24 protein-coding genes and 2 pseudogenes are annotated in these 22,926 nt (G+C 69.7%); 14 read left to right on the top strand and 12 right to left on the bottom strand.

The window, feature by feature from the left end; all coding sequences use genetic code 11:
- Together ACZ49B_RS37590 and ACZ49B_RS37585 are read left to right on the top strand one after the other, a co-directional pair.
- Positions 1-333 (top strand): MerR family transcriptional regulator (locus ACZ49B_RS37590; protein WP_468315369.1); only part of this gene is annotated, 333 nt, incomplete at its 5' end.
- Between the two features lie 569 nt (positions 334-902).
- On the top strand, positions 903-2,099 hold the full coding sequence (locus ACZ49B_RS37585; RefSeq protein ID WP_468315376.1) for a PP2C family protein-serine/threonine phosphatase: 1,197 nt from the start codon (positions 903-905) through the stop codon (positions 2,097-2,099).
- 250 nt (positions 2,100-2,349) lie between these two features.
- Here ACZ49B_RS37585 and ACZ49B_RS37580 read toward each other — a convergent pair whose 3' ends face one another.
- The gene (locus tag ACZ49B_RS37580) at positions 2,350-4,032 is read right to left on the bottom strand and encodes a SpoIIE family protein phosphatase (RefSeq protein WP_468315366.1); all 1,683 of its coding nucleotides are present in this window, start codon (positions 4,030-4,032) and stop codon (positions 2,350-2,352) included.
- A 745-nt stretch (positions 4,033-4,777) separates the two neighbouring features.
- Complete coding sequence (locus ACZ49B_RS37575; RefSeq protein ID WP_468315363.1) at positions 4,778-5,434, bottom strand: HSP18 transcriptional regulator; 657 nt, start codon at positions 5,432-5,434, stop codon at positions 4,778-4,780.
- Positions 5,435-5,562: 128 nt separating this feature from the next.
- Between ACZ49B_RS37575 and ACZ49B_RS37570 the strand changes: the two genes are divergently transcribed.
- The 3 genes from ACZ49B_RS37570 to ACZ49B_RS37560 all read left to right on the top strand — a co-directional run bounded on the left by ACZ49B_RS37570 (position 5,563) and on the right by ACZ49B_RS37560 (position 6,999).
- A complete protein-coding gene (locus tag ACZ49B_RS37570) occupies positions 5,563-5,997 on the top strand; it encodes an Hsp20/alpha crystallin family protein (protein WP_468315360.1) in 435 nt (144 codons plus the stop codon).
- Between the two features lie 115 nt (positions 5,998-6,112).
- On the top strand, positions 6,113-6,508 hold the full coding sequence (locus ACZ49B_RS37565; RefSeq protein ID WP_468315357.1) for a DUF2267 domain-containing protein: 396 nt from the start codon (positions 6,113-6,115) through the stop codon (positions 6,506-6,508).
- 47 nt (positions 6,509-6,555) lie between these two features.
- Positions 6,556-6,999 carry a DUF2267 domain-containing protein gene (locus ACZ49B_RS37560; protein WP_468315354.1) on the top strand — a complete coding sequence of 148 codons (444 nt, stop codon included), beginning with the start codon at positions 6,556-6,558 and terminating at the stop codon, positions 6,997-6,999.
- A gap of 134 nt (positions 7,000-7,133) precedes the next feature.
- On the opposite strand, the gene ACZ49B_RS37555 is transcribed toward ACZ49B_RS37560, so the two are convergent.
- The 3 genes from ACZ49B_RS37555 to ACZ49B_RS37545 form a co-directional block, all read right to left on the bottom strand.
- Entirely contained in the window at positions 7,134-7,541 is a 408-nt protein-coding gene (locus ACZ49B_RS37555) for an STAS domain-containing protein (RefSeq protein ID WP_468315351.1), read from the bottom strand.
- Between the two features lie 404 nt (positions 7,542-7,945).
- Entirely contained in the window at positions 7,946-8,194 is a 249-nt protein-coding gene (locus tag ACZ49B_RS37550) for a hypothetical protein (protein WP_468315348.1), read from the bottom strand.
- Positions 8,195-8,723: 529 nt separating this feature from the next.
- The gene (locus ACZ49B_RS37545; protein ID WP_468315346.1) at positions 8,724-10,028 is read right to left on the bottom strand and encodes a helix-turn-helix transcriptional regulator; all 1,305 of its coding nucleotides are present in this window, start codon (positions 10,026-10,028) and stop codon (positions 8,724-8,726) included.
- Between the two features lie 167 nt (positions 10,029-10,195).
- On the opposite strand from ACZ49B_RS37545, the gene ACZ49B_RS37540 reads away from it, so the two are divergent.
- The 3 genes and pseudogenes from ACZ49B_RS37540 to ACZ49B_RS37530 form a co-directional block, all read left to right on the top strand.
- Complete coding sequence (locus ACZ49B_RS37540; RefSeq protein WP_468315343.1) at positions 10,196-10,408, top strand: hypothetical protein; 213 nt, start codon at positions 10,196-10,198, stop codon at positions 10,406-10,408.
- A gap of 143 nt (positions 10,409-10,551) precedes the next feature.
- Positions 10,552-11,709 (top strand): RICIN domain-containing protein, encoded by a 1,158-nt coding sequence (locus tag ACZ49B_RS37535; RefSeq protein ID WP_468315341.1) that lies wholly within the window; start codon positions 10,552-10,554, stop codon positions 11,707-11,709.
- Positions 11,710-11,752: 43 nt separating this feature from the next.
- A pseudogene (locus ACZ49B_RS37530) lies at positions 11,753-11,998 on the top strand (helix-turn-helix domain-containing protein); the annotation flags it as partial.
- Between the two features lie 90 nt (positions 11,999-12,088).
- On the opposite strand, the gene ACZ49B_RS37525 reads toward ACZ49B_RS37530, so the two are convergent.
- Complete coding sequence (locus tag ACZ49B_RS37525; protein ID WP_468315338.1) at positions 12,089-12,457, bottom strand: ribosome maturation factor RimM; 369 nt, start codon at positions 12,455-12,457, stop codon at positions 12,089-12,091.
- Between the two features lie 283 nt (positions 12,458-12,740).
- Positions 12,741-12,902 carry a hydrophobic protein gene (locus tag ACZ49B_RS37520; protein ID WP_468315335.1) on the bottom strand — a complete coding sequence of 54 codons (162 nt, stop codon included), beginning with the start codon at positions 12,900-12,902 and terminating at the stop codon, positions 12,741-12,743.
- 218 nt (positions 12,903-13,120) lie between these two features.
- Here ACZ49B_RS37520 and ACZ49B_RS37515 point away from each other — a divergent pair, with 218 nt between their 5' ends.
- Both ACZ49B_RS37515 and ACZ49B_RS37510 read left to right on the top strand, forming a co-directional pair.
- On the top strand, positions 13,121-13,561 hold the full coding sequence (locus ACZ49B_RS37515; protein WP_468315332.1) for a hypothetical protein: 441 nt from the start codon (positions 13,121-13,123) through the stop codon (positions 13,559-13,561).
- Between the two features lie 287 nt (positions 13,562-13,848).
- Positions 13,849-14,964 (top strand): glutamate--cysteine ligase, encoded by a 1,116-nt coding sequence (locus tag ACZ49B_RS37510; RefSeq protein ID WP_468315329.1) that lies wholly within the window; start codon positions 13,849-13,851, stop codon positions 14,962-14,964.
- Between the two features lie 628 nt (positions 14,965-15,592).
- On the opposite strand, the gene ACZ49B_RS37505 is transcribed toward ACZ49B_RS37510, so the two are convergent.
- Positions 15,593-15,922: a plasmid stabilization protein gene (locus tag ACZ49B_RS37505; protein ID WP_468315325.1), complete on the bottom strand. Its 330-nt coding sequence runs from the start codon at positions 15,920-15,922 to the stop codon at positions 15,593-15,595.
- A gap of 248 nt (positions 15,923-16,170) precedes the next feature.
- Here ACZ49B_RS37505 and ACZ49B_RS37500 point away from each other — a divergent pair, with 248 nt between their 5' ends.
- Together ACZ49B_RS37500 and ACZ49B_RS37495 are read left to right on the top strand one after the other, a co-directional pair.
- Positions 16,171-16,650 carry an MSMEG_6728 family protein gene (locus ACZ49B_RS37500; protein ID WP_468315322.1) on the top strand — a complete coding sequence of 160 codons (480 nt, stop codon included), beginning with the start codon at positions 16,171-16,173 and terminating at the stop codon, positions 16,648-16,650.
- Between the two features lie 318 nt (positions 16,651-16,968).
- Entirely contained in the window at positions 16,969-17,319 is a 351-nt protein-coding gene (locus ACZ49B_RS37495; RefSeq protein WP_468315319.1) for a hypothetical protein, read from the top strand.
- Positions 17,320-17,480: 161 nt separating this feature from the next.
- Here ACZ49B_RS37495 and ACZ49B_RS37490 read toward each other — a convergent pair.
- Positions 17,481-18,334 (bottom strand): annotated as a pseudogene (locus ACZ49B_RS37490) (molybdopterin-dependent oxidoreductase); the annotation flags it as partial.
- A 137-nt stretch (positions 18,335-18,471) separates the two neighbouring features.
- Between ACZ49B_RS37490 and ACZ49B_RS37485 the strand changes: the two are divergent.
- On the top strand, positions 18,472-18,840 hold the full coding sequence (locus tag ACZ49B_RS37485) for a hypothetical protein (RefSeq protein WP_468315316.1): 369 nt from the start codon (positions 18,472-18,474) through the stop codon (positions 18,838-18,840).
- 1,153 nt (positions 18,841-19,993) lie between these two features.
- Positions 19,994-20,641, top strand: a complete 648-nt coding sequence (locus ACZ49B_RS37480; protein WP_468315313.1) for an L-threonylcarbamoyladenylate synthase — start codon at positions 19,994-19,996, stop codon at positions 20,639-20,641.
- Between the two features lie 10 nt (positions 20,642-20,651).
- Here the strand turns inward: ACZ49B_RS37480 and ACZ49B_RS37475 are convergent, their stop codons facing one another.
- The 3 genes from ACZ49B_RS37475 to ACZ49B_RS37465 form a co-directional block, all read right to left on the bottom strand.
- A complete protein-coding gene (locus ACZ49B_RS37475; RefSeq protein ID WP_468315311.1) occupies positions 20,652-21,542 on the bottom strand; it encodes a glutathione S-transferase C-terminal domain-containing protein in 891 nt (296 codons plus the stop codon).
- A 93-nt stretch (positions 21,543-21,635) separates the two neighbouring features.
- Positions 21,636-21,794, bottom strand: a complete 159-nt coding sequence (locus ACZ49B_RS37470) for a putative leader peptide (RefSeq protein WP_468315308.1) — start codon at positions 21,792-21,794, stop codon at positions 21,636-21,638.
- Between the two features lie 75 nt (positions 21,795-21,869).
- Positions 21,870-22,781, bottom strand: a complete 912-nt coding sequence (locus ACZ49B_RS37465) for a formylglycine-generating enzyme family protein (RefSeq protein WP_468315305.1) — start codon at positions 22,779-22,781, stop codon at positions 21,870-21,872.
- Between the last annotated feature and the right edge of the window lie 145 nt (positions 22,782-22,926).

The following is a 22,926-nucleotide window of genomic DNA, read 5'->3' as shown; positions in this document are numbered from 1 at the left end:
GCAGACGACTCGTTCGGCCGTCTTGACGACGACGACTACCCCGCCTACACGATGGGCCGGGCAGCCGAGATGCTCGGCACCACCCAGGGCTTCCTCCGCGCCATCGGCGAAGCCCGACTGGTCACCCCGCTGCGCTCCGCGGGCGGCCACCGCCGATACTCCCGCTACCAACTGCGCATCGCCGCCCGAGCGCGGGAACTCGTCGACCAGGGCACTCCCATCGAGGCCGCCTGCCGCATCATCATCCTCGAGGACCAACTCGAGGAAGCCCAGCGCATCAACGCCGAATACCGCCGCGCCGCCGAATCATCCCCGACGACGACCGCCACCTGAAGTCCACGGCCGCTGCTCCCGTCGAGCGGGCCGACCACAGCACACTCTCGGTGCGCTTCCTCTTTGCCTACCGGGGTGATCATCGCAAGGCAACCGCGGTCGGGGCGGGTGGGGGAGATGCACTCCCGGCAGATGCGACGTCGCCGATGCGCGCCGGTCACCCGTTCCCCTGTCTGCCCGCGCCCTCCTCGGCAGCGCGGGGCCGCCGGCCCCGCGAGGTCAGCCAGGAACCTCGTCATAGAGCCGCTGCCGCAATCGCAGACGCACGGGACCAGCGATAACCACTGCGCCACGGGCCTGCAGCCGGCGAATCTGTGAATCGTTGTGTCGCCCGGCTGCGCGCCACGAAGATGCGCTAGGGGGTCCGGACAGCGGCTCGCTCATGCCCGTCGGCCGTCCCCACTGGTGCCCCGGAGTGGTTCTCGAGCCCTGACCCGGCGTCTTGGGGGTGTCTCAACGACACTCGGGCCCAGGTCGGCTGGGATGGGTGTCCCATTGCTCTCCGGCAGTCGTGGCCGGGGAAGTGCAGGAGGCCGGAAGGGATCTCTGTGCCCGACCCCCGAAACGGCATGTTCACCGCTTTGCTCAGAGCAAGTCACGTCACTGCCTTCGAGCAGCTGCCTGCCGTCGTGGCGGAGCAGGCTGCTCGCGGTGGCCTCGGTCAGGTACGTCTGTACATCTGCGACCTGCGCGAGGACATGCTGCGGGAAGTCACCGGCGAAGGCCTGGACGCCGGACAGAACGGAGAGGCGCTGCGTATCGACGGGACGCTGGCCGGCCGGGCTTTCCAGAGCATGCACCCCTGTACCGGCGCCGGCGAGGCCGACCAACGTCATTGGCTGCCCCTGCTGGACGGCACCGAGCGCCTGGGCGTCATGTCCGTCCTGCCCCCGGCGCCGCCGGATCAGGCGATGCTGGAAGCGATGACCGACCTCGCCTCGCTCGTGGGCCTCCTGCTGGTATCGAGCCGCTCCCACAGCGACTCATACGCCCGCCTGACCCGTCTGCAGCCCATGACGGTGTCAGCGGAGATGCAATGGACACTGATGCCGCCCCGTACGTTCGCCAGCCCACGTGTGACCATCGCCGCCGCGATGGAACCGGCGTACGCCACAGCCGGTGACGCATTCGACTACGCCCTGGCCGCCCACATCGCCCATCTGTCGATCTTTGATGCCATGGGACATGACACCGCAGCCGGCCTGACCGCCACCCTGGCCATGGCCACCTGCCGCAACCAACGTCGCCAAGGTGCCGGCCTGAGCCAGGCGCGCGAGAGCATCGAAGCGGTGCTGATCGACCAGTTCCATCGCGATCGGTATGCCACCGCAATCCTGGCCGACCTCGACCTGGACAGTGGGCTCCTGTCGTGGATCAACTGCGGCCACCCCCCGCCTCTCCTGATCCGGGCGGGCCGTCGGACCACGTCGTTGGAGCGCCCGCCCAGCCACCCGCTGGGTACGGATCTTGCTCTGCCCGCTGAAGTGCACCGCGAACAGCTGGAGCCGGGCGACCGGCTCATCCTCTATACCGACGGCATCACCGAAGCCCGGGACCGCAGAGGCCGTGAGTTCGGACTCGACCAGTTCGTGGAGTTCATCATCCGCCGCCAGGCCGACGCCCTGCCCGTCCCGGAAACCCTGCGCCGGCTGGTCCATGCGGTCCTTCGTCACCACGACGGAAAACTCGGCGACGACGCCACCGTGCTGCTCTGCGAATGGCACGGCCGCGATCCGATGCCTCCCACGGACGTGCCCCAGATCTGAGACTCCGCAGGCAGTGGAAGGGGGGCGGCAGGCTGTTCGCCCCGCGCGAAGACGGGTCGAACCGTTTTCCGCTCGTTGGGGCAGCGGTGTTGCGTGCCCGTCCAGCGTCGAGCGCCGCGCTGGCTGGCCAATCGATGGAAGCTACAAGCGGCAGAAGTTTGGAAGCCCACCCGACGCCGCGGCGGGTGGGAGAACCGTACGAAGGGCTCGCCCGGTCCCGCAGGTAACGTAGGGAAGATTGACGGGAAGGTCATTCATTTCCGTCGCGCTGGCGAGCGGCGAGGATCGCGACGTCGTCCTCGTACGCACCGTTCGCCAGGCGGGCAAGGAACGTGTCGAGCATGTCGCCGAGATGACCGTCCGCTGGCAGGCTCAGCGTCTCGAGCGCCAGCACCGAGATGTCGATGTCGGTGCCGCGTCGTTCCACCAGGCCGTCGGTGTAGAGCAGCAGAGTGGTGCCGCGGTCCATTCGTACGGTGAGCGATTCGTAGCCACCGAGTCCGGTGCCGATGGGCGGGCCGGCCGGGAGCCACAGGACCTCGATGCTGCCGTCCGGTCGCACGGCGGCGGGCGGCAGATGCCCGGCACTGGCCGCCGTGCAGGTGTCCGCACCGGGATCCATGACCACGAGTAGGCAGGTGGCGAGGCGGTCCAGGCCGAGGTGCGCGACCTGGCGATCGAATTCGTCGAGGATCTTGTCGACGCCCGCACCGGAAGCGGCAATGGTGCGCAACAGGGAGCGGTACTGGCTCATGGCGACAGCGGCCTGGAAGCCGTGGCCCATCACATCGCCCATGACCAGCAAGGTGCGGGAGTCCGGCAGGGGAATCGAGTCGTACCAGTCTCCACCGACGAGGACGCTGCGGCCGGAGGGGAGGTAGCGGGCGGCCACTTCCACGGCGGGGTGGGGGGTGCGGGGTTCGGACAGCAGGGCCCGCTGGAGTTCCAGCGCCATGGCGTGTTCGTAGCTGTACCGGCGCGCGCTGTCGATGGAGACGGCGGCCCGGCTGGCCAGCGCCTGGAGCGTCACGAGGTCGTTGTCATCAAAGGGCTGAGATGCGCCGGCCCGGCCCAGAAGGACGACGCCGACCGGGCGGCCTGCCGTGATCAGCGGGGTGAGGAGAAGCGAGTGGATGCCGGCCGCGCGGAAGATCTTGGTCCGTTGGGGGTCCACCGTCACCTTCTGGAACAGCTCGTCCGAGGCCAGGTTGCCCAGCCATGGCCGCCCGCTGTCCAAACAATGCCGTGTGGCGGCGCCACGGGGAACGTCGATGTATGGTCCTGGTCCGCCCAGCTGGTGCAGCACCCATTCCATCCCAGGAGGCGCTGAGCCTCTCACCTTGCGCAGCCGCAGGTAGCCGGGAGGAGGCGGGGGAGCACCGGTGAACTCCTCTTCGACGATGCCCACCGCGGCCATGTCGGCGAGCGAGGGGGTCAGGAAGTCAACGAGCTCCTGGCACGTGGTTTCGATGTCCAGTGTCGTGCCGACGCGCGCGGCCGCGGCATCCAGCAGGGCAAGCCGTTGGTGCGCGGTCTCCAGGTCGTCCAGATAGCGGCGCAGATTGCTGATCTCCACGCCGATCCCGCACAGGCAGGCGTCCCGTCCTGGCAGATCCACCCGGTGATAGACCGCACGCCAGAGCCTTTGCCCCAAGGGCGAAGAGACCTCTGTCGTTCCTGCAATGGTTGCCTCCCGAGGTTGCCCGTCTGCGAGTACCTCAAGCAGGACGTCGTCCGGGCGCTGGAGGTTCGGCAGCACTTCTCCGAGCGTGCGTCCCAGGAAGGCAGTGGCGGGCATGCCGGTGACCCGAACCCATGCCGGGTTGACGTACAAATGGCGCAGCTGCGTGTCGAGAACGACGATGGGGGCCAAGGTCCCCTCTACAAGGTGACGTGCCGGAAGGCCATGAGCCTCCGGGAGAGGCCACTGCATGGGGCCCTCACCGTTCATAGGTTCCCTCTCGCTGTCTTCACTGGAACGATGCATACCCCGTCGATGGAGTGCCCTCTCGTGATGGGGTCGGGCGTAGGACCGTGGGACGCGGCATTAGTGGCACAGTCGCATGCGCTGGAACCGCAGCAAGTGCCTCTGCCCGGCGTTCGACGCCGCTTCCCTCTCCCAGCGCGCGTCGCCGTTCCTCCACTGCGGCATCGCGGTGAGGTGGCGGATGAGCGCCGGTCACGGGTTCCACGGCCGGCGCGCCCCTTCGGCAGCGCAGGGCCGGCCGCCCCGCGAGGCAGCCAGGAACCTCGTCATATAGCCGCTGCTGCAAGCGCAGAGGCACAGGAACATCAGCACCACTGCCAGACGGGCCGGTAGCCGACGGATCTGTGAATCGTTGCCCGATCTCACAGCCAGGACGATCTCCGCTCTCAGTGCCTCGCTGGCCTCAGAAACGGTGGGTGTGCGGAACGAGGCCCAACCACGGTCGTCCCGCACGCCCAGATCCGTCCGCTCAGATGGCACCTGTCCCGAACGAACGAGGTCGGTGCCGGCCCCGTCGCTGAGAGGGGACGGGGGCCGGCACCCACGAGGGCCGCCTGGGGCGGCCGGTGCATTCCATGGATCTCACGCCCAACCAGGCAAGACGACACGGGAGTCCCGGTCTCTCGCGAGACGCAATGAACCCTGGAATCTTCCTCAGAGCGCCTTTGTGCGCCTGCGACCACGTTGGGGGTCACGTGCTGCGCTGGTCGTGCGTGTCCTGGCGGAGCTGGTCGGTGTGCCGGGTCAGGGCGTCGATGCGTTCGGCGAGTTCGGGGTTCTCGGGCCTCAGATGGTCGCGGGTGTCGGCCAGGGGGCGCACGAGGCGGGCGGCGTCGTTGTCGGCCAGGGCCAGGTTCAGGTCACCGATGGCGCCCTCGGCGCTGGTGGGCAGGCTGGTGAGGGCGGTGATCTGGCCGGCGAGACGGCGCAGGTCGGCCGCGTTGTCGCGGGCCCATGCGGTCACGGTGCGGTCGGCGGCGCGCGTGTCGCGGGTGGCCTGGACGCGCTGCTCGGCGGTGCTTCCGGCGGCGCCGGGCCGCAAACGCAGGTAGCGGCGCTCCGCGGCTTGGCGGCTGGCGACCCCGAGGGGGGCGGCGAGGTCGGCCCAGCTGGCGCCTGCTCCGCGGGCGGCTTCGATCAGGCCGCTCTCCCAGCCGGCGAGCTGCTCGCGGACTTCGCGCAGCGTCAGCAGCGCGGCCAGGGCCGGGTGGGGGCCCGACCCGCCGGCAGGGCCCGGGGTTGTGGGTGGGTCCGCTTCCGGTTGCTGCGCGTCCTTGACCGCGCGGTCGATGGCTTCCAGAGCCGCGGCCGCCGCGAGGAAGGGAACCGGCGCTGGCAGTTTATTCATGTCACTCTCCGTCGCTTGTCATCCTCCAGATGACTGCCTGCTTGTCATCGATTCGATGACATGTTACAACAGAGGCACGTTGAAGCGCATTGGCAGTTCCTGCCGCTACCAACTGGAGGTGTTTCGCGATGTTGATGCGCACTGACCCGTTCCGCGAGATGGACCGGATCTTCCAGCAGATGTCCGGTACGACCGGGACCTGGTCGAAGCCGTCCGTGATGCCGATGGACGCCTACCGCGACGGCGACGCCTATGTGATCGCCTTCGACCTGCCTGGTGTGAGCACCGAGGCGATCGACATCGACGTCGAGCGGAACATGCTGACCGTCAAGGCCGAGCGCCGGCCGACGGGCAAGTCCGAGAGCGTGCAGATGGAGCTCTCCGAGCGGCCCCTGGGTGTCTTCTCCCGCCAGATCATGCTGGCCGACACCCTCGACACCGAGCGCATCGAAGCCGACTACGACGCGGGTGTCCTGACCCTGCGGATCCCGATCGCCGAGCGCGCCAAGCCGCGGAAGATCAGCATCGGCGGCGAGTCCGGCCGCAAGCAGATCTCCGGCTGACCGCCCCCTCGCCAGCGGCGGAGGACGGGGAAACCGATCCCCCTCCGGTACCCCGTCCTCCGCTCACACTGGTCCGCCCTCTGTCGAGCCCCCTGCCTCCCCCGGAGGTGACGTGATGCCGATGCGCCCGCAAGCATTCCTGGAGCACGTCCGCGAACGCGGCGAGTACCGCACCAGCGAGGAAGCCGAACGGGCGGCCCGCGTCGTCCTGGCTCTGCTGGGCGCGCACCTGGTCGGTAGCGTGCGCGCCGCACTCGCTGCCCGGCTCCCCGAGACCTACGCCCTGATCCTGCTCAACCCGTTGCAGGCGGCAGAGCCGCTCTCCCCGGAACGCTTCGTCCGTGCGACCGCTGCCTGGATCGAGGGCGCCACCGAGAAGACGGCCCTGTGGGACGTCGGCGCGGTCCTGTCCATCGTGGCCGCTGCAGCGGGTGACGTCCTCATGCGGGAGGTTCTGCTCCAGCTCCCGCCCGGCTACGACCTCCTCTTCGGCCACCCCCAGCCCACCTGACACCGGCCGGAAACCGAAACCTCGAAGAGAAAGGCAACCGCAGCACCATGTACGACCAGCCTCGACCGAACCCGTCCCTCGCGGCCATGACGTTCGACCAGATGCTGGAACGCGTGCGCTACGAAGGCGCCTACCCCACCCGCGAACGCGCCGAGGAAGCCGTCCGCGCCGTCCTTGCCTCCCTCGGCCGCCAGCTCGTCGGAGACGAACGCGTCGACCTCGCACAATGCCTGCCCGTCGAGGCCGCCCTCGCCCTGACCGCCCAGATCCCCGCCACCGAACAGCTCACCGGCTGGGGCTTCGTGAAGGACATGGCCACTCGCACCGGAACCAGCCCGGCCGTCGCTCGCTGGGACACCGGCGCCGTACTCGCCGTCGTCACACGCCTCGCCGGCCCCGACCTCCTCGCCCGGATCCTGCGCCACCTCCCCGGCGGCTACGCACTCCTCTTCGGCCAGGCAGAACTGCACCAGCCCCAACCCGCCGCCTAGCGACACCCGTTCTGTTCCAAGCGCCGTACCCGCCGTGGTGCAGAGTGCCTGCCCCAGGAAGCTGCTGGTGCAGGCACTTGCCGTCAGGAAAAGCGGGCCACCACTCCGAGGGGCCGATGCCCGAGGTCGCCCAGTTAGATGCGGGGCAGCCAGCCGTCGGCGAAGTCGGAGCGCTCCCGTGCGCGCTGCGCCTTCTCCTCGAGGAGTCGGCGGAAGCCTGCCAGGGCGTAGCGCTCCCCGGTGGCCGCTCTGGGCCCGGGGATGCCGGCCACGGTGGCCATGCACTGCTGTGGCTGGGGCTGCCAGCCGGTGACCAGCACCCGTAGGCGCATGCGCTCTGCGCGCCGGTGGAGGTTCAGGAGGTGGAGCAGTCCGTCGACGTCCATGGCCGCGACGGCGCGCAGGTCCACCAGGAGATCTCGCTCGTCCATGGTCACGTGGTCCAAGGCCCGCTGGAGCACCTCTCCCGCACCCTCGTCGAGCTCCCCAGTGGCGCTGACCAGAATCGAGCTGCCACAGCGCTGGACGTCAACGTTGATCAATGTGCTGCTCCCGTCACCCGAAGGCTCCGGACCCACGGGGCCCCATCCTGCCGCGCCGCGGCGAGGGCTGGTGCGCGGCGCGCTGAAGCGCCGGCACTCGGGCCGGGGCCGGGTTGCACCGGCCTTCTACTCTGAGGTGATCGGGCTCCCGGCCAAGGAGGCAGAAACGTGAACCTGGTCGGTATCCAGTTCGGCGAGATCGAACTGCCCCGGCTCCCCAACTGCGGGACCCAATTCTGATTGATGATGCTCGGCCCGGCAGCGGTCTCCTGGACTCTGGAAGGGGTGGCCGGTGCACCTGCACCGCACCGGCCGTGCCAGCTGCACGGAGCAGGGGAGCCTGATCGCTGCTACATCGTGTGGCGGAACCCCGGGCTAGCCTCGCCTGATCAGTCCTAGCTGTGTTAGCAGCCGGTGTGGGTGGCCGTGCCTATAGGTACGTCGTTGCGGAGTTCGAAGAACGAACGTTCGGGCGAGCTGGCGTACGTATTGATGGCCTGTGTGGAGATGTCGAGGCAGAACGGCTTCTCGATCGGCTTTCGGCTGCTGGCCCGCTGGAGTTCGAGCACGCCGTCGTAGCGTCCTGCCTTGACGGACCAGCCGAGGGCGTTGAAGAGGATCGTCGGCTGCTGGGGGCTGTCCTGGCTGACCACGAAGGGGCATGAAGAGGTGGACGTTGCCTCCCGGCCCTCGAGGCTCGATCCGCACCAGATGGGGCAACGTCACATCCACTTCGGGCTGCCGCAGCACGATGAAGTTGTACAGCGAGACGGCCAATGCGACGAGGCTGGTGAGCGTGGTGATCCTGCTGGGAGGCCGTCCAGCCGCTCGCCGCCAAGGGCTGGCGGCTGTGGCACCCCCTGAGACCCGACCCGGGCCGAAGCCCTTCCGGTGCGACTGTCGTCGGCCCAGGCCCACATGGGCTTGCCTAACTGTGACTGCTCGAGATAGCTGTCACGTCGCAGCGACAGATGTCACCTAGATCGCCGGTTCTTCCGGCGAGATGGCCTCGCGTCCGCGCAGCCGTGAAGCTCGGGGCGAAAGAGGTGGACCTGGGCGACATCGTGAAGGGCTACGACACCGGCGAGGAGACCAAACTAAAGGTGGCGGCGGGACCCGGCCCAGCCGCAGGTCCCAAGCGGCCCGCGCATCGGCGGTAGTCCGGTCCATAGGGGAGTTTCGTCACGCGGGTGACGGGTTTCGTGACGTGCGTGCGGTGTTGTCCTCCGGTAGTGCTTCCGGGGATTTTCGTGTGCGGTAGGCGCTGGAGCGGCATTTGGGGGAGCAGTAGCGGGCCGGTCGGCCGGTGGATCCTGGGGTCCGTGCGGGCAGGCTCCCACCGCAGACCGGGCACGAGGGTGCAGGGCCGGGCCGGGCGGTGTCCGGGGCGGCTTCCATAACGGGGGCGGGGGCAGGCGGTGGCGGCGGCGGGGATGCCGAATGGTGGGTGAGTCCTTGTCGTTCGGCGATGACGCCTGCTTCGAAGCGGCTGCGAGCACCGAGGGTCTCAAGGAGTTCGGAGACGTGCCGGCGGCAGGTACGCAGGGAGATACCGAGGCGGCGGGCGATGGTGTCGTCCTTGAGGCCTTTGGCGAGCATGACGAGGATGGTCCGCCTCATGGTCTGGGAGACGCCTTGTGCGGCGTGGGGGCCGGTGGCGTAAGGGGTGGCGTGGGCCCAGTCGCGTTCGAAGACGTCCAGGAGGTAGGCGAGGAGGTCGGGTTCGCGGATGATCAGGGCGCCGCCGGACTGGGCCGGGAGCAGCGCCAGGACCTGGTCCACGATGATCATTTGGGGGAGTACTTCGGGCAGGGTGCGGATCTGGGCGCCGGCGGCGACGAGGTGTTCGGCGTGGGTGCGGGTGGGCTGGTCGAAGCGGATGGCGTGCTGGTAGAGGCTGCGCATGCGGATGCCGCGCTGGAGGAGGGCGAGGTCGCGGGGGAGTGCTTCGCGCAGGGCGGCAGGTGGGAAGGCGCCGCCGTGCTTGGACACCAGGACCTCGCTGCGGCAGGAGTCGATGACGTCGGTAAGCAGGGTACGGACGGCGAACTGGTCGGGCAGGTGGTCGATGGTGCCCTGCGGGAAGGCGTGCTGGCGGGCCTGGAGGTAGACGGGCATCAGGGCCGCGAGGCCGTCGTGCTGCTCCTGGATCTGGCGGCGCTGGGTACGCAGGGCTTCCTCTTGGGCGCGGAGGGCGGCGTCACGGTCGGAGAGCAGTTGGCCGGCGGCGGCCTGGGGGCTCACCGGCTGCCAGCGCACGCCGGGATCCCCGGTGGTGGCGGGGACTTGTTGGAGGAGGCAGGCATCGAGGAGGGAGTCCAGCGCCTGGTGGCTCTCGTGCTCGCTGATTCCGGTCTCGGCGGCGGCCCGGGACAGGGTGGCGGGGGTGAGTCTCTGGTGGACGACGGTCCAGCGGTAGAGCAGTACCGCGGCGCTGCCCAGTTCGGGTATGCCCGCTGCCACGCTGTCACCTGGTGTTTGGTCCATGGGACCCCTCCTAAAAGTGCATGGCACACACATGATGCCCCGGGGGGCTGCCGCGGTCGGCGCCGGGTCGGCACAGTGGTGATCACAGTCGGCACAAGCGGCTGGCGACCAGAGCACGACACCGGCGGACCGACCGCTGCCGGGCTACACAACAGGAGTTGACGCACATGCGGGGAAACACGGCCCGGGCCCTGGTGGCCCTCGTACTGGCCGCGGGCATCGGATGGGGCGGCGCCGCCGCCTCCGCCGCTTCGGACGGGACCGGCGCCGGACACCGCGTCAGTGCTGACGCGGAACTTCCCGGGTGGCTCGACCCCGGCAAAGACTGCCCCGTGACGACCGCGTGGGGCAACGAGACCTGCCCGCCCAGGCAGTACTAGGCGGTGCGGTCCGCCTCGTTAGCGGACCGTCAGCGGTCCCTGAAAGAGTCCCCCAACTCATCTCCTGCCTGAGAAAGGCGCCGACCTTGCCGCGCTCCCACGTTCTACACCCACGCACCAGCACGCTCACCACGCTGATGGCGATGGCCACGCTCGTCGGCTTGCTGATCGGCCTGCCGGCATCGCCGGCCGCAGCGGACACGCCCAATGCCCACACCATCGCGACCTACAACTCGCAAGGCGCCCGCTGGTCGGACGTCCGGCAGCTCAGCAATGAGAACGACATCGTCGCCGTCCAGGAGGCGGGGTCGGAACCGAGTTTGTACGGCATGGTGTTCCAGCAGTCCTACAACCGCAGCGGCTACACCGTCCGCCTGTATCGCTGGGGCAGCCGCTACGTGTACTGGATGAGTCCGCTGGGAGACACCCGGGTCAACCTCGCCATGGTTACCCACACCATGGCCCACGAGGTCTACGTTGCCCCGCCCGGCAGGGCCGGCGCCCGCCCCGCGCTGGGTCTGCGCATGGACGACGACATCTACTACAACGTGCACGCGCTGGCTTCGGGAGCGCACAATGAAGCAGAGGAGCTGGTACGCCAGGTCCGCAACCAAGCGACCGCGGCGGGCCGCGCGTGGACCGTCATGGGCGACTTCAACCGTGACCCGGACCAGGGCATGCACCATCTCGCCGCGGGTCTGGGCGCCCAGGTCTACCACACCGGCCTTGCAACCCAACAGAGCAGCGGCGAACTCGACTACATGATCTCCTCGCGCGCGCTGGGGAACTACCGCGGGGTACGTATGGGCGGCCGCGGCTCCGACCACTACCCGGTCTACTTCCGCACGCAGTTGGTGGCGAACGGGTCCGTGGTCGAGCTGACCAGCGACAGCGACCACGACAAGTACCTCACGTTCGAACGCGGGAGCAACGCCAACGGCACGCACCTGGTCTCCGGCACCTGGAGCCCCATGAAATCCCAGTGGAAGCTGCGCAGCATTCCCGGCGGCGGCAAGTATGACTTCAACTTCGTCAACAGGTCGACCGGCAAGTGCATCGACGTCGACAACGGCCGCTTCGCGAAGAGCGGCGATGCCCTCAACGAATGGGACTGCGAGGGCCAAAGCTCCCAGGTCTTCTCCATCTACTACTGGGGCGAGGAGCCGGGGGCCTGGATGATCAAGCAGAAGAACACCGAGTTGTGCGTGAACACCACGGCCACCAAAACCAAGGTGCTCAGCCTGTGGCCGTGTGCTCAGGCCACCCCCAACCAGCGCTTCGTGCCGCACTTCTACGGCTAAGGGTTGGCCCTTAACTGCTGGTCACGGGTGAGATGATCACGTTGTGACTGGTGTGATCACGGCGTCGGAGCCGTCCTTGACAGCCCCGGTCACCGGGCTGAGCCCGCGTCAGTTCGGCAAGCCGATGGCGGTGTTGCGGCGCGAGGGTGCAGATCCCGTCCGCAAGGGCCGGCCGTGGGGCCTGCCGCTGGAGGACCGGGTCCTGCTGGTCGCGGCGTACTGGCGGACGAACCTCACTCTGCGGCAACTGGCACCGCTGTTCGGGGTGTCGAAGTCGGCTGCGGACCGGTCCTGGAATGCGAGAGTGGCCGACTCCGTCACGAGGCCGGTCCCGGCACCCAAGGGGTGCCGGGACCGGCCTCGTCATGCGGGAATGCGATCAGGCGGGGCGGCCGCCGAAGGGGGCGCCAGTGCCGTAGTAGGTGCCCAGCTCCTCCCGGTAGCCGCCGTCGCCGAGGTGCTTGTCCCGGTGGAACTCGGGGGCGTTCTTGATCTGCTCCTTGGAGCGGTCGACGAAGATCTTCTTGTCCTCCGGGTCGACCTTGACGACGGTGCTTGCCGGCAGCAGGACCTCCTTGCCGAAGATCCATACACCGGTGTCGACCACCAGATAGGCGTCACCGACCTCGTCGGAGTGCTTGTCGACCTTGCCGATGTTCCCGTCGGTCGCCTCGACCTTGTAACCGGTCAGATCGGTACCGGTCAGGTGGCCCGACGTCGACTTGTAACTCCACACATGTTCAGTCACGCGAAAACAACTCCTCGGTCAATGGAAGGCAGCGGGAAAACGCTTCCGCGCCGTTCTTCCTTGTGCCGTTCTTCCTTGTTCCGTACGTCGTACTTGGCGGATGCGCTGTCTTCCACCTGGACGCTCGCCTGCCCCGCTTCCACCGCTGCACGCACCCGGGTCGAACCAAAATTGCGGGACCGGGACGGCCGTCGGTCTTTGGAGGAGAGCAGGGTGCCTGTTGCGTCGCGGCACCGCCCCGGTCGCCACCATGCAGTCTCCGAACTGCGGTGTTGCCGGCCGGCTACCACCGGTACCAGCGGCCGCTACGACCCTTGGGCCGGGCGACGAAGCCGATCAGCCAAAGGATCAGGACTGCGATAGCCACCCACCAGAGAATCTTCACCGCGAAACCCGCGCCGAAGAGGAGAAGGACCAGCAGGAGAACGAGAAGCAAGGGAACCATGGTTATCAACCTCCGAAGCGCCATGTGCCCGACCACACCCAGGACATGCATTCGATTCTTCTTCGTTTTCTTGTACTGATGGCTGGGCAGGAGATTCCGCCTGTATTTTGCGACGGTGCGAAGGATCCGTGTCGTGCGCGGAGTATCGGGGAGACTGTGTTACGCCACTTGGCCCCACCCTCCGACCGGTGAAGCGTCCAACGGGCAGAACATCGTCCATGGACAGCAACCACGAGATGGATCCGGCACACCAGGTTCCGGACGGTGTCGACGAGAAGACGGTGCGCGCTCTGGGCGCGCTTTCAAAGGCGCTGGAAACGACGGAGCGGGCCCGCGGTCACCTCTACGGGTTCCACCAGCTGACCGGGACTGCGGACTTCGAGCTCGGCGACGCGGTCCGGCTCCTGCGCGAGGCGGGACACGAGGAGCAGGCCGATCGGGTGGAGCGTGAAATCGTGGGCCGCAACGTCATCCCGGGCCACTGGACGTTCCAGATCGTCGAGGCTTACAACTCCACCTATTACCAGCCCTTCGTCGCAGTGGAACGTGACGTCGTCGACGAGGTGGCCGGTGGGCGGGGCCACCTCCTGGAGGCCCGCCTCAAAACGATCCGCCGAACTCCCCACCATCCTGACCACACCGCAACGCCCCCCTCGTGAAAGAAGGCCCGCCTCGGCTCATGGTGTGCCGCGGGCTCCGACGGCATGTGGGCAGGCCACGGGCCCGCCCAGCGCACCGCTGACGGCCACGGCAGCCATCCCGGTCAGGGTCCACCCCGGATCCCTCGTCGAGCGGCCGCGGATCCGCGCAGCCAGTGACGCGGTGTAGCAGGCCACCGCAGCAGCGTGGGAGGCCTTCACCGGGGAGAACGTGCAGGGCGGTGGCATGGTCGAAGGGAGGCAGGGCAGGTGCGGAGCATCTGACGGTTCGATCCACAGGCGGCGACATGCGAAGCGTAGGCGTGGAAGAAGAGCTGCTGCTCGTGGACGCGCACAGTGGTGCCCCGCTCGCTGTGTCGGGGGCCGTGCTGGCGGCGGCGGAGCGCTCGGCCTGGCAGCGTCCCGGCACGGGCGGTCGACGGGACCACGAGTTCGAGAAGGAACTACAGAAGGAGCAGCTGGAGTTCGCCACTAAACCCGTCACCGAAATGGGTGAACTGCAAGAGGAGATCGTCCGCATCCGCCGCGAGGCGGCCCACCACGCGGCGAGTGCCGGCGCCGTGGTGGCGGCGGTCGCGACGTCCCCGCTGCCCGTCAAGCCGTCACTGAACGTCGGGCGACGCTACCGGTGGCTGGGCGAGCAGTTCGGACTGACGGCGCAGGAGCAGCTGACCTGCGGGTGCCACGTCCACGTGTCGGTCGCCTCGGACGAGGAGGGCGCCGCCGTCCTGGACCGCATCAGGCCCTGGCTGGCCGTCCTGACCGCGATGAGCGCGAACTCGCCGTTCTGGCAGGGCGAGGACAGCGGGTACGGAAGCTACCGCAGCCGGGTGTGGAACCGATGGCCGTCCGCCGGCCCGGTGGACATCTTCGGCTCTGCAGACCGCTACCACGAGCAGATCCGCGCGATGCTCGACACCGGAGTGCTGCGCGACGAGGGCATGATCTACTTCGACGCCCGCCTGTCGGCCACCTACCCCACCGTGGAGGTCCGGGTGGCCGACGTCTGCCTGGACGCCTCGACGCCGGTCCTGCTCGCCGCCCTCATCCGCGGCCTGGTCGAGACGACGGCCCGCGCCTGGCAGGACGGGCAGCCTGCGGCCCGGATCGGTACGAGTCTGCTGCGACTGGCCTCCTGGCGGGCCGGACGCTCCGGACTGGACGGACCCCTGCTGCACCCCGAAACCATGAGGGAGACGTCTGCCGAAGACGCAGTCGAGGCCTTGTACCAGTACGTGCGCGAGGCGTTGAACGACCACGGCGATGACGAGCGGGTCCGGGAAGGCATCGCGCACCTGCACGAACGGGGGAACGGCGCCCGCACGCAGCGCCGACTGCACGCAGACGGGCACGAACTCGCATCCGTCGTCACTCGGTGCGCAGAGATGACGATCAAGCCGTGAGGCGCTGCGGCGGCTCGGGCAGGACCGGTGTCCGTGGCCGATGCGAGGTGGGGGCCGAACCGGGCAGACGCGGGGCATACGGACGTGCCGGAACGCAGTGCGCGATGAGCAAGACCAGGAAGCACGACCCGGTACCTACCCCCCGTCGCAGGATCCCGGCGAGAGCGGCGACCCGGCGGCCCGCCAGGAGCCGGAGGACGCGGTGCTTCCCACACAATCAGGCAAGGCCGGCGACGCATTGACTCCGAGCAGCGATGTGCAGCGTCGAGCCGCCGAAAAGGCGAAGGCTGCCGGCCAGGACACCTGACCGAGGGCCGTAGTACTCCCGGCCGAAGCGGCTGCGCGAATGCCCGGGCGTTACCCAGCACTGCGGTTCCGGGCGGCTCCTGGCCCTATGTCAAACGCGTTGGGCGCGGTGGAGGAGGGCGTGGAGGCCGTGGGCGCGCAGAGTCGTCACCCCTTCGGCCGGCCCACACACTTCGAGGGGGGCGCCGGATGAGCTGATGACGGACGGCCACGAAGACTCCTTCTGCTTCCGGAGCGGCATGGGCATGGCGCGGCGCGCGGTGCGGCCGGAGCGATCGGCAGGGGAACGAGGCTGGCCCCGGCCCGAGAGCGCGTCGCGCCGTCAGTGGCCGAGGGCGTTCTCGAGCTGCTGCTTGGTCATTGTGGAGCGGCCCTCGATGCCGCGCTTCTTCGCCTCCTGGTAGAGGTCGTCCTTGGTGCGCTCGGACGAACCGCCGCCGCCACGGGACTTCTCGCCGCCGCGCTGCGAGGCGGACTTCCCCTGGGTGGAGCTGCGGCCGGCCGTCTTGCTCTCCCCGGAACGGGCGCGTTCTTTGTTCACCGTTCGCGAGGCCATCTCCTTCGCGCGGCCCTCCGACATGCCGCGCTTCTCGCCGGACTCCTTGATGTGTTCGTACTGACGCTCGCGCTTGGGGCTGGAACCTCGGGGCATGGCGGAACCCTTCATCGATGGTGTGTTGTCACGGTCATGGTGCGCGTACCCCGAGCACGCCGCATCTCGCGCAATTCGGACCAGGAGCCCTCCTCGCGAAGCGGGGCCGTGCCGTTCGTTGCGGCACATGGGGAGACCGGGCCCGATCGTCCGACGGGATGTGTGCGGGCGCGCCACTCCGAGGCCTCTGCCAAGCTCGCCTTGTGCCCGCGGGGACCGGCGTCGCCGCCGTTTCGGAAGGAGACTCGGTGCAGACGTTCCTTCCGTTTCCGTCGTTCGAGGCCTCGGCAGCTGTGCTGGACGCGCGAAGGCTCGGCAAGCAGCGGGTCGAGGCCATACAGGTGCTGCGCGGCCTGGTCGTTCCGGGATACGGATGGCGCAGGCACCCCGCAGTGCGGATGTGGGCGGGGTACGAGGAGGCACTCGTCCGCTACGGGTTGCAGATCTGCGGCGTGTGGACCGCGGCGGGGCGCGCCGATACCTGCGCCGCCACCCTGGTCCAGGACTTCGGGGCGTGGCAGGCGGGGGGAGCCCTGCGGACGCAGGAGCAGTTGGCCGCCGACGGGGACCTGCCACAGTGGCTGGGTGCACCGGACTTCCACCGAAGCCATCAGTCCGCGCTGCTGCGCAAGGATCCGGACTTCTACCGGGAGCGCTTCCCGGGCGTACCGGACGACCTGCCGTACGTATGGCCCCGGTCCGACCGGGACACGGACAGGGTGCCGTGAGGAACATCGACCCGCAGCTGTGCGAACAGGTCGCCGCAGGCCTCGGACTCCCGGCCGCCGCCACCGTGCCGCTCGTCGCCGCCGACCTCAGCCCCACTCTCTCCCAGATGGGGGGCACCTGGCCGACCGATGGCCGCGTCATCGGCATCATCGCCGACACCGCGGCCGACCCGGACGGCGTACGGACCGCCCGGCAGGCCGTCCTCGACGCAGGCATGGTGCCCCTCGCCATCGCCCCGACGGCGGCGCCCCCGACCCCGACGGCGACCCGATCACCATCCAGCGGACCTACGCCACCGCCCGCTCCACCGAATTCGAGTGCTCGCCGGCGTGCCCCAGGCCGGCGCGGACGCGTACGGCGCCCGCGACGCCAAGGCCCGTACCGTCCGGCCCCCGCAAGCCGTCGACCCGCGCGTCCTCCCGCTCCTCACCGAGGCGTACCGGCACGGCAAGGCCATTGGCGGCTGGAACGGCGCGGACCAGCTGCTCGAGACCGCCGGCATCACAGCCGACGACCCGGGGATCGCCCTGGAGGAACACGGTGCGGCCGTGGTAGAGACCATTGCCGCGGCCCTGGCCGAGCATCGGGCCTGGGACAGGTTCCCGCCGGCTGTCTGGGAGGCCGGGCGGGAAACAACGAGAAAGGGCCTACCGGGGCCTCTGCGGTGAGCCCGCTCCCGCCCGCCGCCCCCTTCGTCCGGCGGATTACGACCTCCGCCTCGGCCCCGATCTCATCGGCTTGGCCTTCATCCGTGTTTCCCTCTCCGATTCCGTTCGATGGTCCAGCATCCTCGAAATCGGCAGCGGGACCGGCGCGCTCGCTCTGCACCGTGGGACTGGTCGGTCCAGCCGTTCGCGATCACCTCGTACAGGAGGCCGTTCATGAGCGCGAGGTTGGTCCCCGGCTTCGGCTGGAGATGCGCGGTGGCCGCATCGGGCACCGGTCCGGGACGGGGATCCACGCACAGCAGGACCGGCGGCTCAGGCCCCGCGAGGCGGCCCAGGACCCGGCTCCACAGCACGCCCTGGGTCTCGGCCATGTCGTGCCCGAACAGCGCGATGGTGTGGGGCGTGGTCGATGTCGGAGGACGATCCGGGCCGGCCGTCGCAGCCGAAGGACTCCTTGAGCGCCTCGCCGGCCGTGGGCGTGCACAGCCGGGTGTTCCCGTCGAGATGCTTGGTCCCCCAGACCACCACGGGCGAGGACGGCCGGCGCGTAGTACTCCTCCAGGAACAGCTGCCCGCTGCTGTAGAGGCCGATCGAGCCGGGACCGGGGCTGTCGAGGAGTGCGCGCGTACGCTCCGCGACGCGGGCCATCGCGGTGTCCCAGTCGGCTTCGCGCAAGATACCGTCCTCCCGGATCAGCGGCCTGGTCAGCCGGCCGGGGGAGCCGATGGCCTGCCAGCCGTACAAATCCTTGGGGTCGAGGCGGCCGCGGTTGACCCGTTCGCCGACCACCCCCCGGACACCGACGAGCCGGCCGTCCCTCACCGCCAGCTCCATAGCATCGCCATTCGAATGGAGATTCGAGGCCGTCTGGACCCACCGGTCGACGTCATCGCCGCCACTGTCCCCGGCGAGGTACTGGTCCACCCGAGCGGGCCAGGAACCCCCGCGCCTGTCCGGGGTGAGGCGCTCCCACGGATCAGCGATACGCCCAGCCGGAACGGGTTCCGTGTTCATGCGCAGCCCCACGCCCGTGGTGCGTTGCTCCGGGGCTCGGAGTGGCTCCTTCCGGTGCCCGGCGCCGCTGAAGGTGGTTGACCTCGGGTTGAGGGGGCAGGGGCACCACCGGGGGATGCCAGGAGAGGAGAATGCTCATGACCCCGAAGTCGCACCCCAAGCACGGAGAAGGGCCCAGCCGACACGAAGGGACCGAGCAACACGGATGGTCGGTTGACGTCGACTCCACGCACACGCAGGACAACCCCAGCGCCCGGCGCTCCTTCGACACGCCGGAAAAGAACCAGGGGACCACGCGTAAGGACCAGCCCTCGCGCAAGGCCGACGAGGGAACCCCGGTCGAGTCCACTTCGCGAAGCGGAGAGGACCTGGCCGGCAAGGGCCAGAAGGGCCACCACGACCTGGGGCCCCGAGGGCGCTCACAGCGCCCCAGCGGCGGCAAGGACCCCTCCGCGTTCACCGGCGTCGACCCGCAGGACGGGTCGAAGCGGCTCAGGAAGGGTTGACCCGCCCGCCACCGCATCATGGTTCGCCCGGACGGGCTCCGGGTGGACCGGCCGCCGTCCCGGAGGCGGTCGAAGAGGTTCTCCGCCAGGCCGGAGAAGGCCTCCACCCGGATGTCGTTGAGACGGAAGACGATCGGTGCCCACGAATTTTCTGCCCGTGGATGGTGTGGGTGACGTCTTGGACGATGCCGGTGCCGGCGTGGGTGAAGGTCTCGAAGTGGCCTTTGCCCTGGCGCTTGGTGAGGTACCGGGGCGGTGGGGTCGCCGCCCCGGTGAGGGTCATCAGGCCTGCGGCGTCGGCCTGGGCGAGGACCCGGCCGAACCAGCCGCACTCCTCGGGACGCACGGGGTAGGCGCCCGGCGGTTCCTCGTTCGGTTCGATCGGCGCGTCGATGCCGGGCCGGATACCACGGTCCTCGACGGGAGACCCGAGGTGCAGGTCCTTCGCATCCCCTAGGGTGCCGTCCCCCGGGGCGTGGAGCAGGTAGAGCGTGATGCTCTCACTCTTCCTGGGGAGCAGCGTGGTGCCGAAGACGAGCGCTGGTGTCTCGGTGTACGAGCGATGTGGATACCTTCCACGTCGGCGGAGGCGGTGGTGAGCTGCTTGTGGACTTGGCCGGCTTTGCCGTGAGTGCCCTTGCAGCTGACCGGAATGACCCGGGATGGATCGCCCGGCTTCCAGAAGCCCGGAGGCGCGGGGCACTGCTGTGTCCTGCCTCCCTGCCGGTCAGCTCCCACCCGGCCCGCATGGCCATCTCGGCGCCGATGACCGAGACGGAGTGATCCCGACCTCATCGACTCCCACATACGGCACACCGTGGAATCTGCTCCTGGACCGCTCCCGCGTCCTGGCAGGTCGCCGCCGGCCACACCGGCGTCGTCGGCCTCGCCTACCGGCTCTCCGAAGGCAACGCCCGGCTCGTGACGGCCCACGGCATCCCCACCGCCGCGTTGTCCACCGCACCCACACGGCTGATCACCCGGTCGGCTGAAACCGGCGCAGACCGCTCGCTCCCGGGCTCGGCCGCGACGGGCAGCGCGGTGCGAGGCGGCACCGGGCTTCGGCGGTCCGGTGAACGGGCCCGGCGGCTCCGTGGCGCTGCGTACGATGCCGCGGAGACCATCGAGCCCATCACGACCGAAGGACAGATCCATGGCAGAGCGCTACGACTGCTCCGAGTCATCCGAACGCGCTGCCGGGCTGCGCGAGGCGGCGTCGGCCGTACGAGGTGGCCGACTCGTGGTGCTGCCCACCGACACCGTCTACGGCATCGGCGCCGACGCCTTCGACAAGCGGGCGGTGGCCGCCCTGCTCGCGGCCAAGGGACGGGGCCGGCACATGCCCTCACCCGTCCTCGTCGGCTCCCCGGAAGCCCTGGACGACCTCGTCACCGACTTCCCCGACACGGCGTGGAAGCTCGTCGAGGCCTTCTGGCCCGGAGCACTCACCCTCGTCGCCCGGCACCAGCCGACGCTGAAATGGGATCTCGGAGACACCGCCGGGACGGTCGCCGTCCGCATGCCGCACCACCCCCTCACCCTCGAACTCCTGGGCGACACCGGCCCGATGGCCGTCTCCAGCGCCAACCTCACCGGTCACCCCGCCCCGCAGGACTGCGATGCCGCCCAGGGCATGCTCGGCGACAGCGTCGCCGTCTACCTCGACGGCGGCCCGACCCCCGCCTCCGTACCGTCGTCGATCGTCGACGTGACCGGCCCCGTCCCCGCCCTCGTCAGGGCCGGCGCCCTCACCGCCGAAGAACTCCGCACGGTCATCCCGGACTTGCGCGCAACCGGCTGAACCCGCCCGCTCAGTACCCGATGCGTTCGGCCGCTGTCGTCTGCGCGGCGCTGGCGGCGCCCTGCACGCCGCTCGTCCAGTCCAGGATCCGGACCGCCGCGCCGGCGGCCTCCGTGCCCCGGCAGTGCGCGTGGTGCCTGTGGGCGATGCCGTCCAGGTCGAGGCGGGAGGCGAAGGCGGGATGTGCCGCCAGCCGCCGGGCGTACGACCACACGTGCGGGTGGTCGGTGATGCGGTAGACCGCCGCGGCGTCCAGGTGCCAGCGGTGCACCGTGTCCAGCTGCACCAGCGTCACCCACACCTGCACGTCCGCGGCCGTGAGCTCCTCGCCGAGCACGTGCCGCGTGGAGGCGAACTGCCGCTCGAGTACGCCGAGTCCGCGCAGCAGGGTGGCCAGCGCGGTGTGGCGCTCCGCCGCGTCGGTACCGGACCGGCCCGCGCGCTGCGCCGCCGCGTTGATGTCCTGCTCGCAGAGCCGGCCGATGGCCTCGATCCGCTCGTCGGCGCCGTCCGGGTACAGGCACGGGCCGCGGGAGCCGAAGCGCCGGCCCAGGTCCTGGAGGATGTCGGGGGAGTGCGTGCTGACGATCCGTCCGGTCCAGCCGTCGCTGAGCACCGGGGCTGCCGCCGGTCCGGGATGCTGGTGCGCACTCGCCTCGTACAGCGGGCGCAGCGCCAGGTGCCCGCCGTCGGGAGCGTCGGGCACGGCGGACAGCAGCGTCACCGGGAGGACGTCCTCCAGGCCGAGCAGGCTGTGCGTGATGGCGATCCGCAGACAGCTCGGACACGACAACGCGAGATGGAGCCGGTAGCGGTGCGGCACGGCGGGATAGCCGCTGCGCGCGTCGCGGCCGACCCTGCCGCGGAAGGAGGACACGGCAAGCGGGGAAGTGGCGGACATGCGTCTCCCTGGGAGTGCTCGGTCACGGGCGTACGGCGACGGCCCGCGACGGCTTCGGCGCGTGCGGGACCTGGCAGCTGGGTGCGCGGAGGGTCAGGGGCGGGCGGCCGCGGGGCCGCCGGGGTACCGGGGACTCATCGCACTGCACACGCGCAGGAGGTCGATGTGGCGTCGGGACGTCAGCAGCGGCGACGGCAGGACGACGGCGCTACGGACGCCGTCGGTGCCGCGGTCCAGCGCAGAACAACCCATGATTCCCTACCGGTTCACCAGGATTCGCTGTTCTGGAGTCTCGACGCGTGTCCGGGCGCTGTCAAGACGGCCGTGTCAATGTGGCGGCCGCGCGTTGTCGGCGGCCACGCGGAAGCCGATGTTGCCGGTCGAGCTGTCGGGCGTGTTCGAACTGCGTGCGGCGACGCGGTAGCGGTTGCAGTACGAGTCGTGGCAGAGGTAGGAGCCGCCGCGCATCACGCGGCTGGTTCCGGGGGCGAACCAGTCGGCGCACCACTCCCACACGTTGCCCACCACGTTGTGGAGGCCGAAGCCGTTGGGACGGAAGGAGTTCGCGGGTGCCGTCCCCTCGTAGCCGTCCTCCGCGGTGTTGAGGGTGGGGAACTCGCCCCGCCAGATGTTGCACATGTGCCGCCCGTCTGGCGAGAGTTCGTCGCCCCAGGGGTAGCGCCGCTGCTCGAGGCCGCCGCGGGCCGCGTACTCCCATTCGGTCTCGGTGGGCAGTCGGGTCCCGGACCAGGCGCAGTACGCCTGCGCGTCGTTCCACGAGACGTGGACGACGGGGTGGTTCTGGCGCGCGGTGACGGACGAGCCGGCGCCCTCGGGGTGGCGCCAGCTCGCGCCGGAGACCGCCCGCCACCAGGGAACGGCCGCCACGGGCGGGGACACGGCCGCGACCTCGTCGGGCAGGAACCCGCCGAAGACGAAGGAGAAGCCGAAGTGCTCGGCTTCGGTGACGTGGCCGGTGGCCTTGACGAAGGTGGCGAACTGGGCGTTGGTCACCGCCGTGGGGGCGATGCGGAACGGGTCGACGGCGGCCTCGCGTACGGGTCCTTCGCCGTCGGCGGGGAAGCCGTCCGGGTCGTCGGTGCCCATGAGGAAGCTCCCGCCCGGCAGCTCGATCAGCCGGCGGGCGGCCCGCTGGGCGGCCGTGGCACGTGGCAGTGGTGCCGGGGAGAGCACGACGGTCGTCGCGTCACCGTGTCCGGGGGTGCAGCAGGAACGCATGGCGGCTCCGTCGGTGTGTGTGGGTGGGTGGGGGCGTGTGCCGGGGGGGGGGCGGGGGGAGGAGGGGGAGGATGGGGGGAGAGGGGGGGTGGGTGCTGGGGTCGTGGTGGGGGGGGGTGAGAAGGGGGGAGGAGCCGGTGTATGT

This window comes from Streptomyces sp. NPDC031132, assembly GCF_055570595.1.
This window is presented reverse-complemented; position numbering and strand designations above follow the sequence as displayed.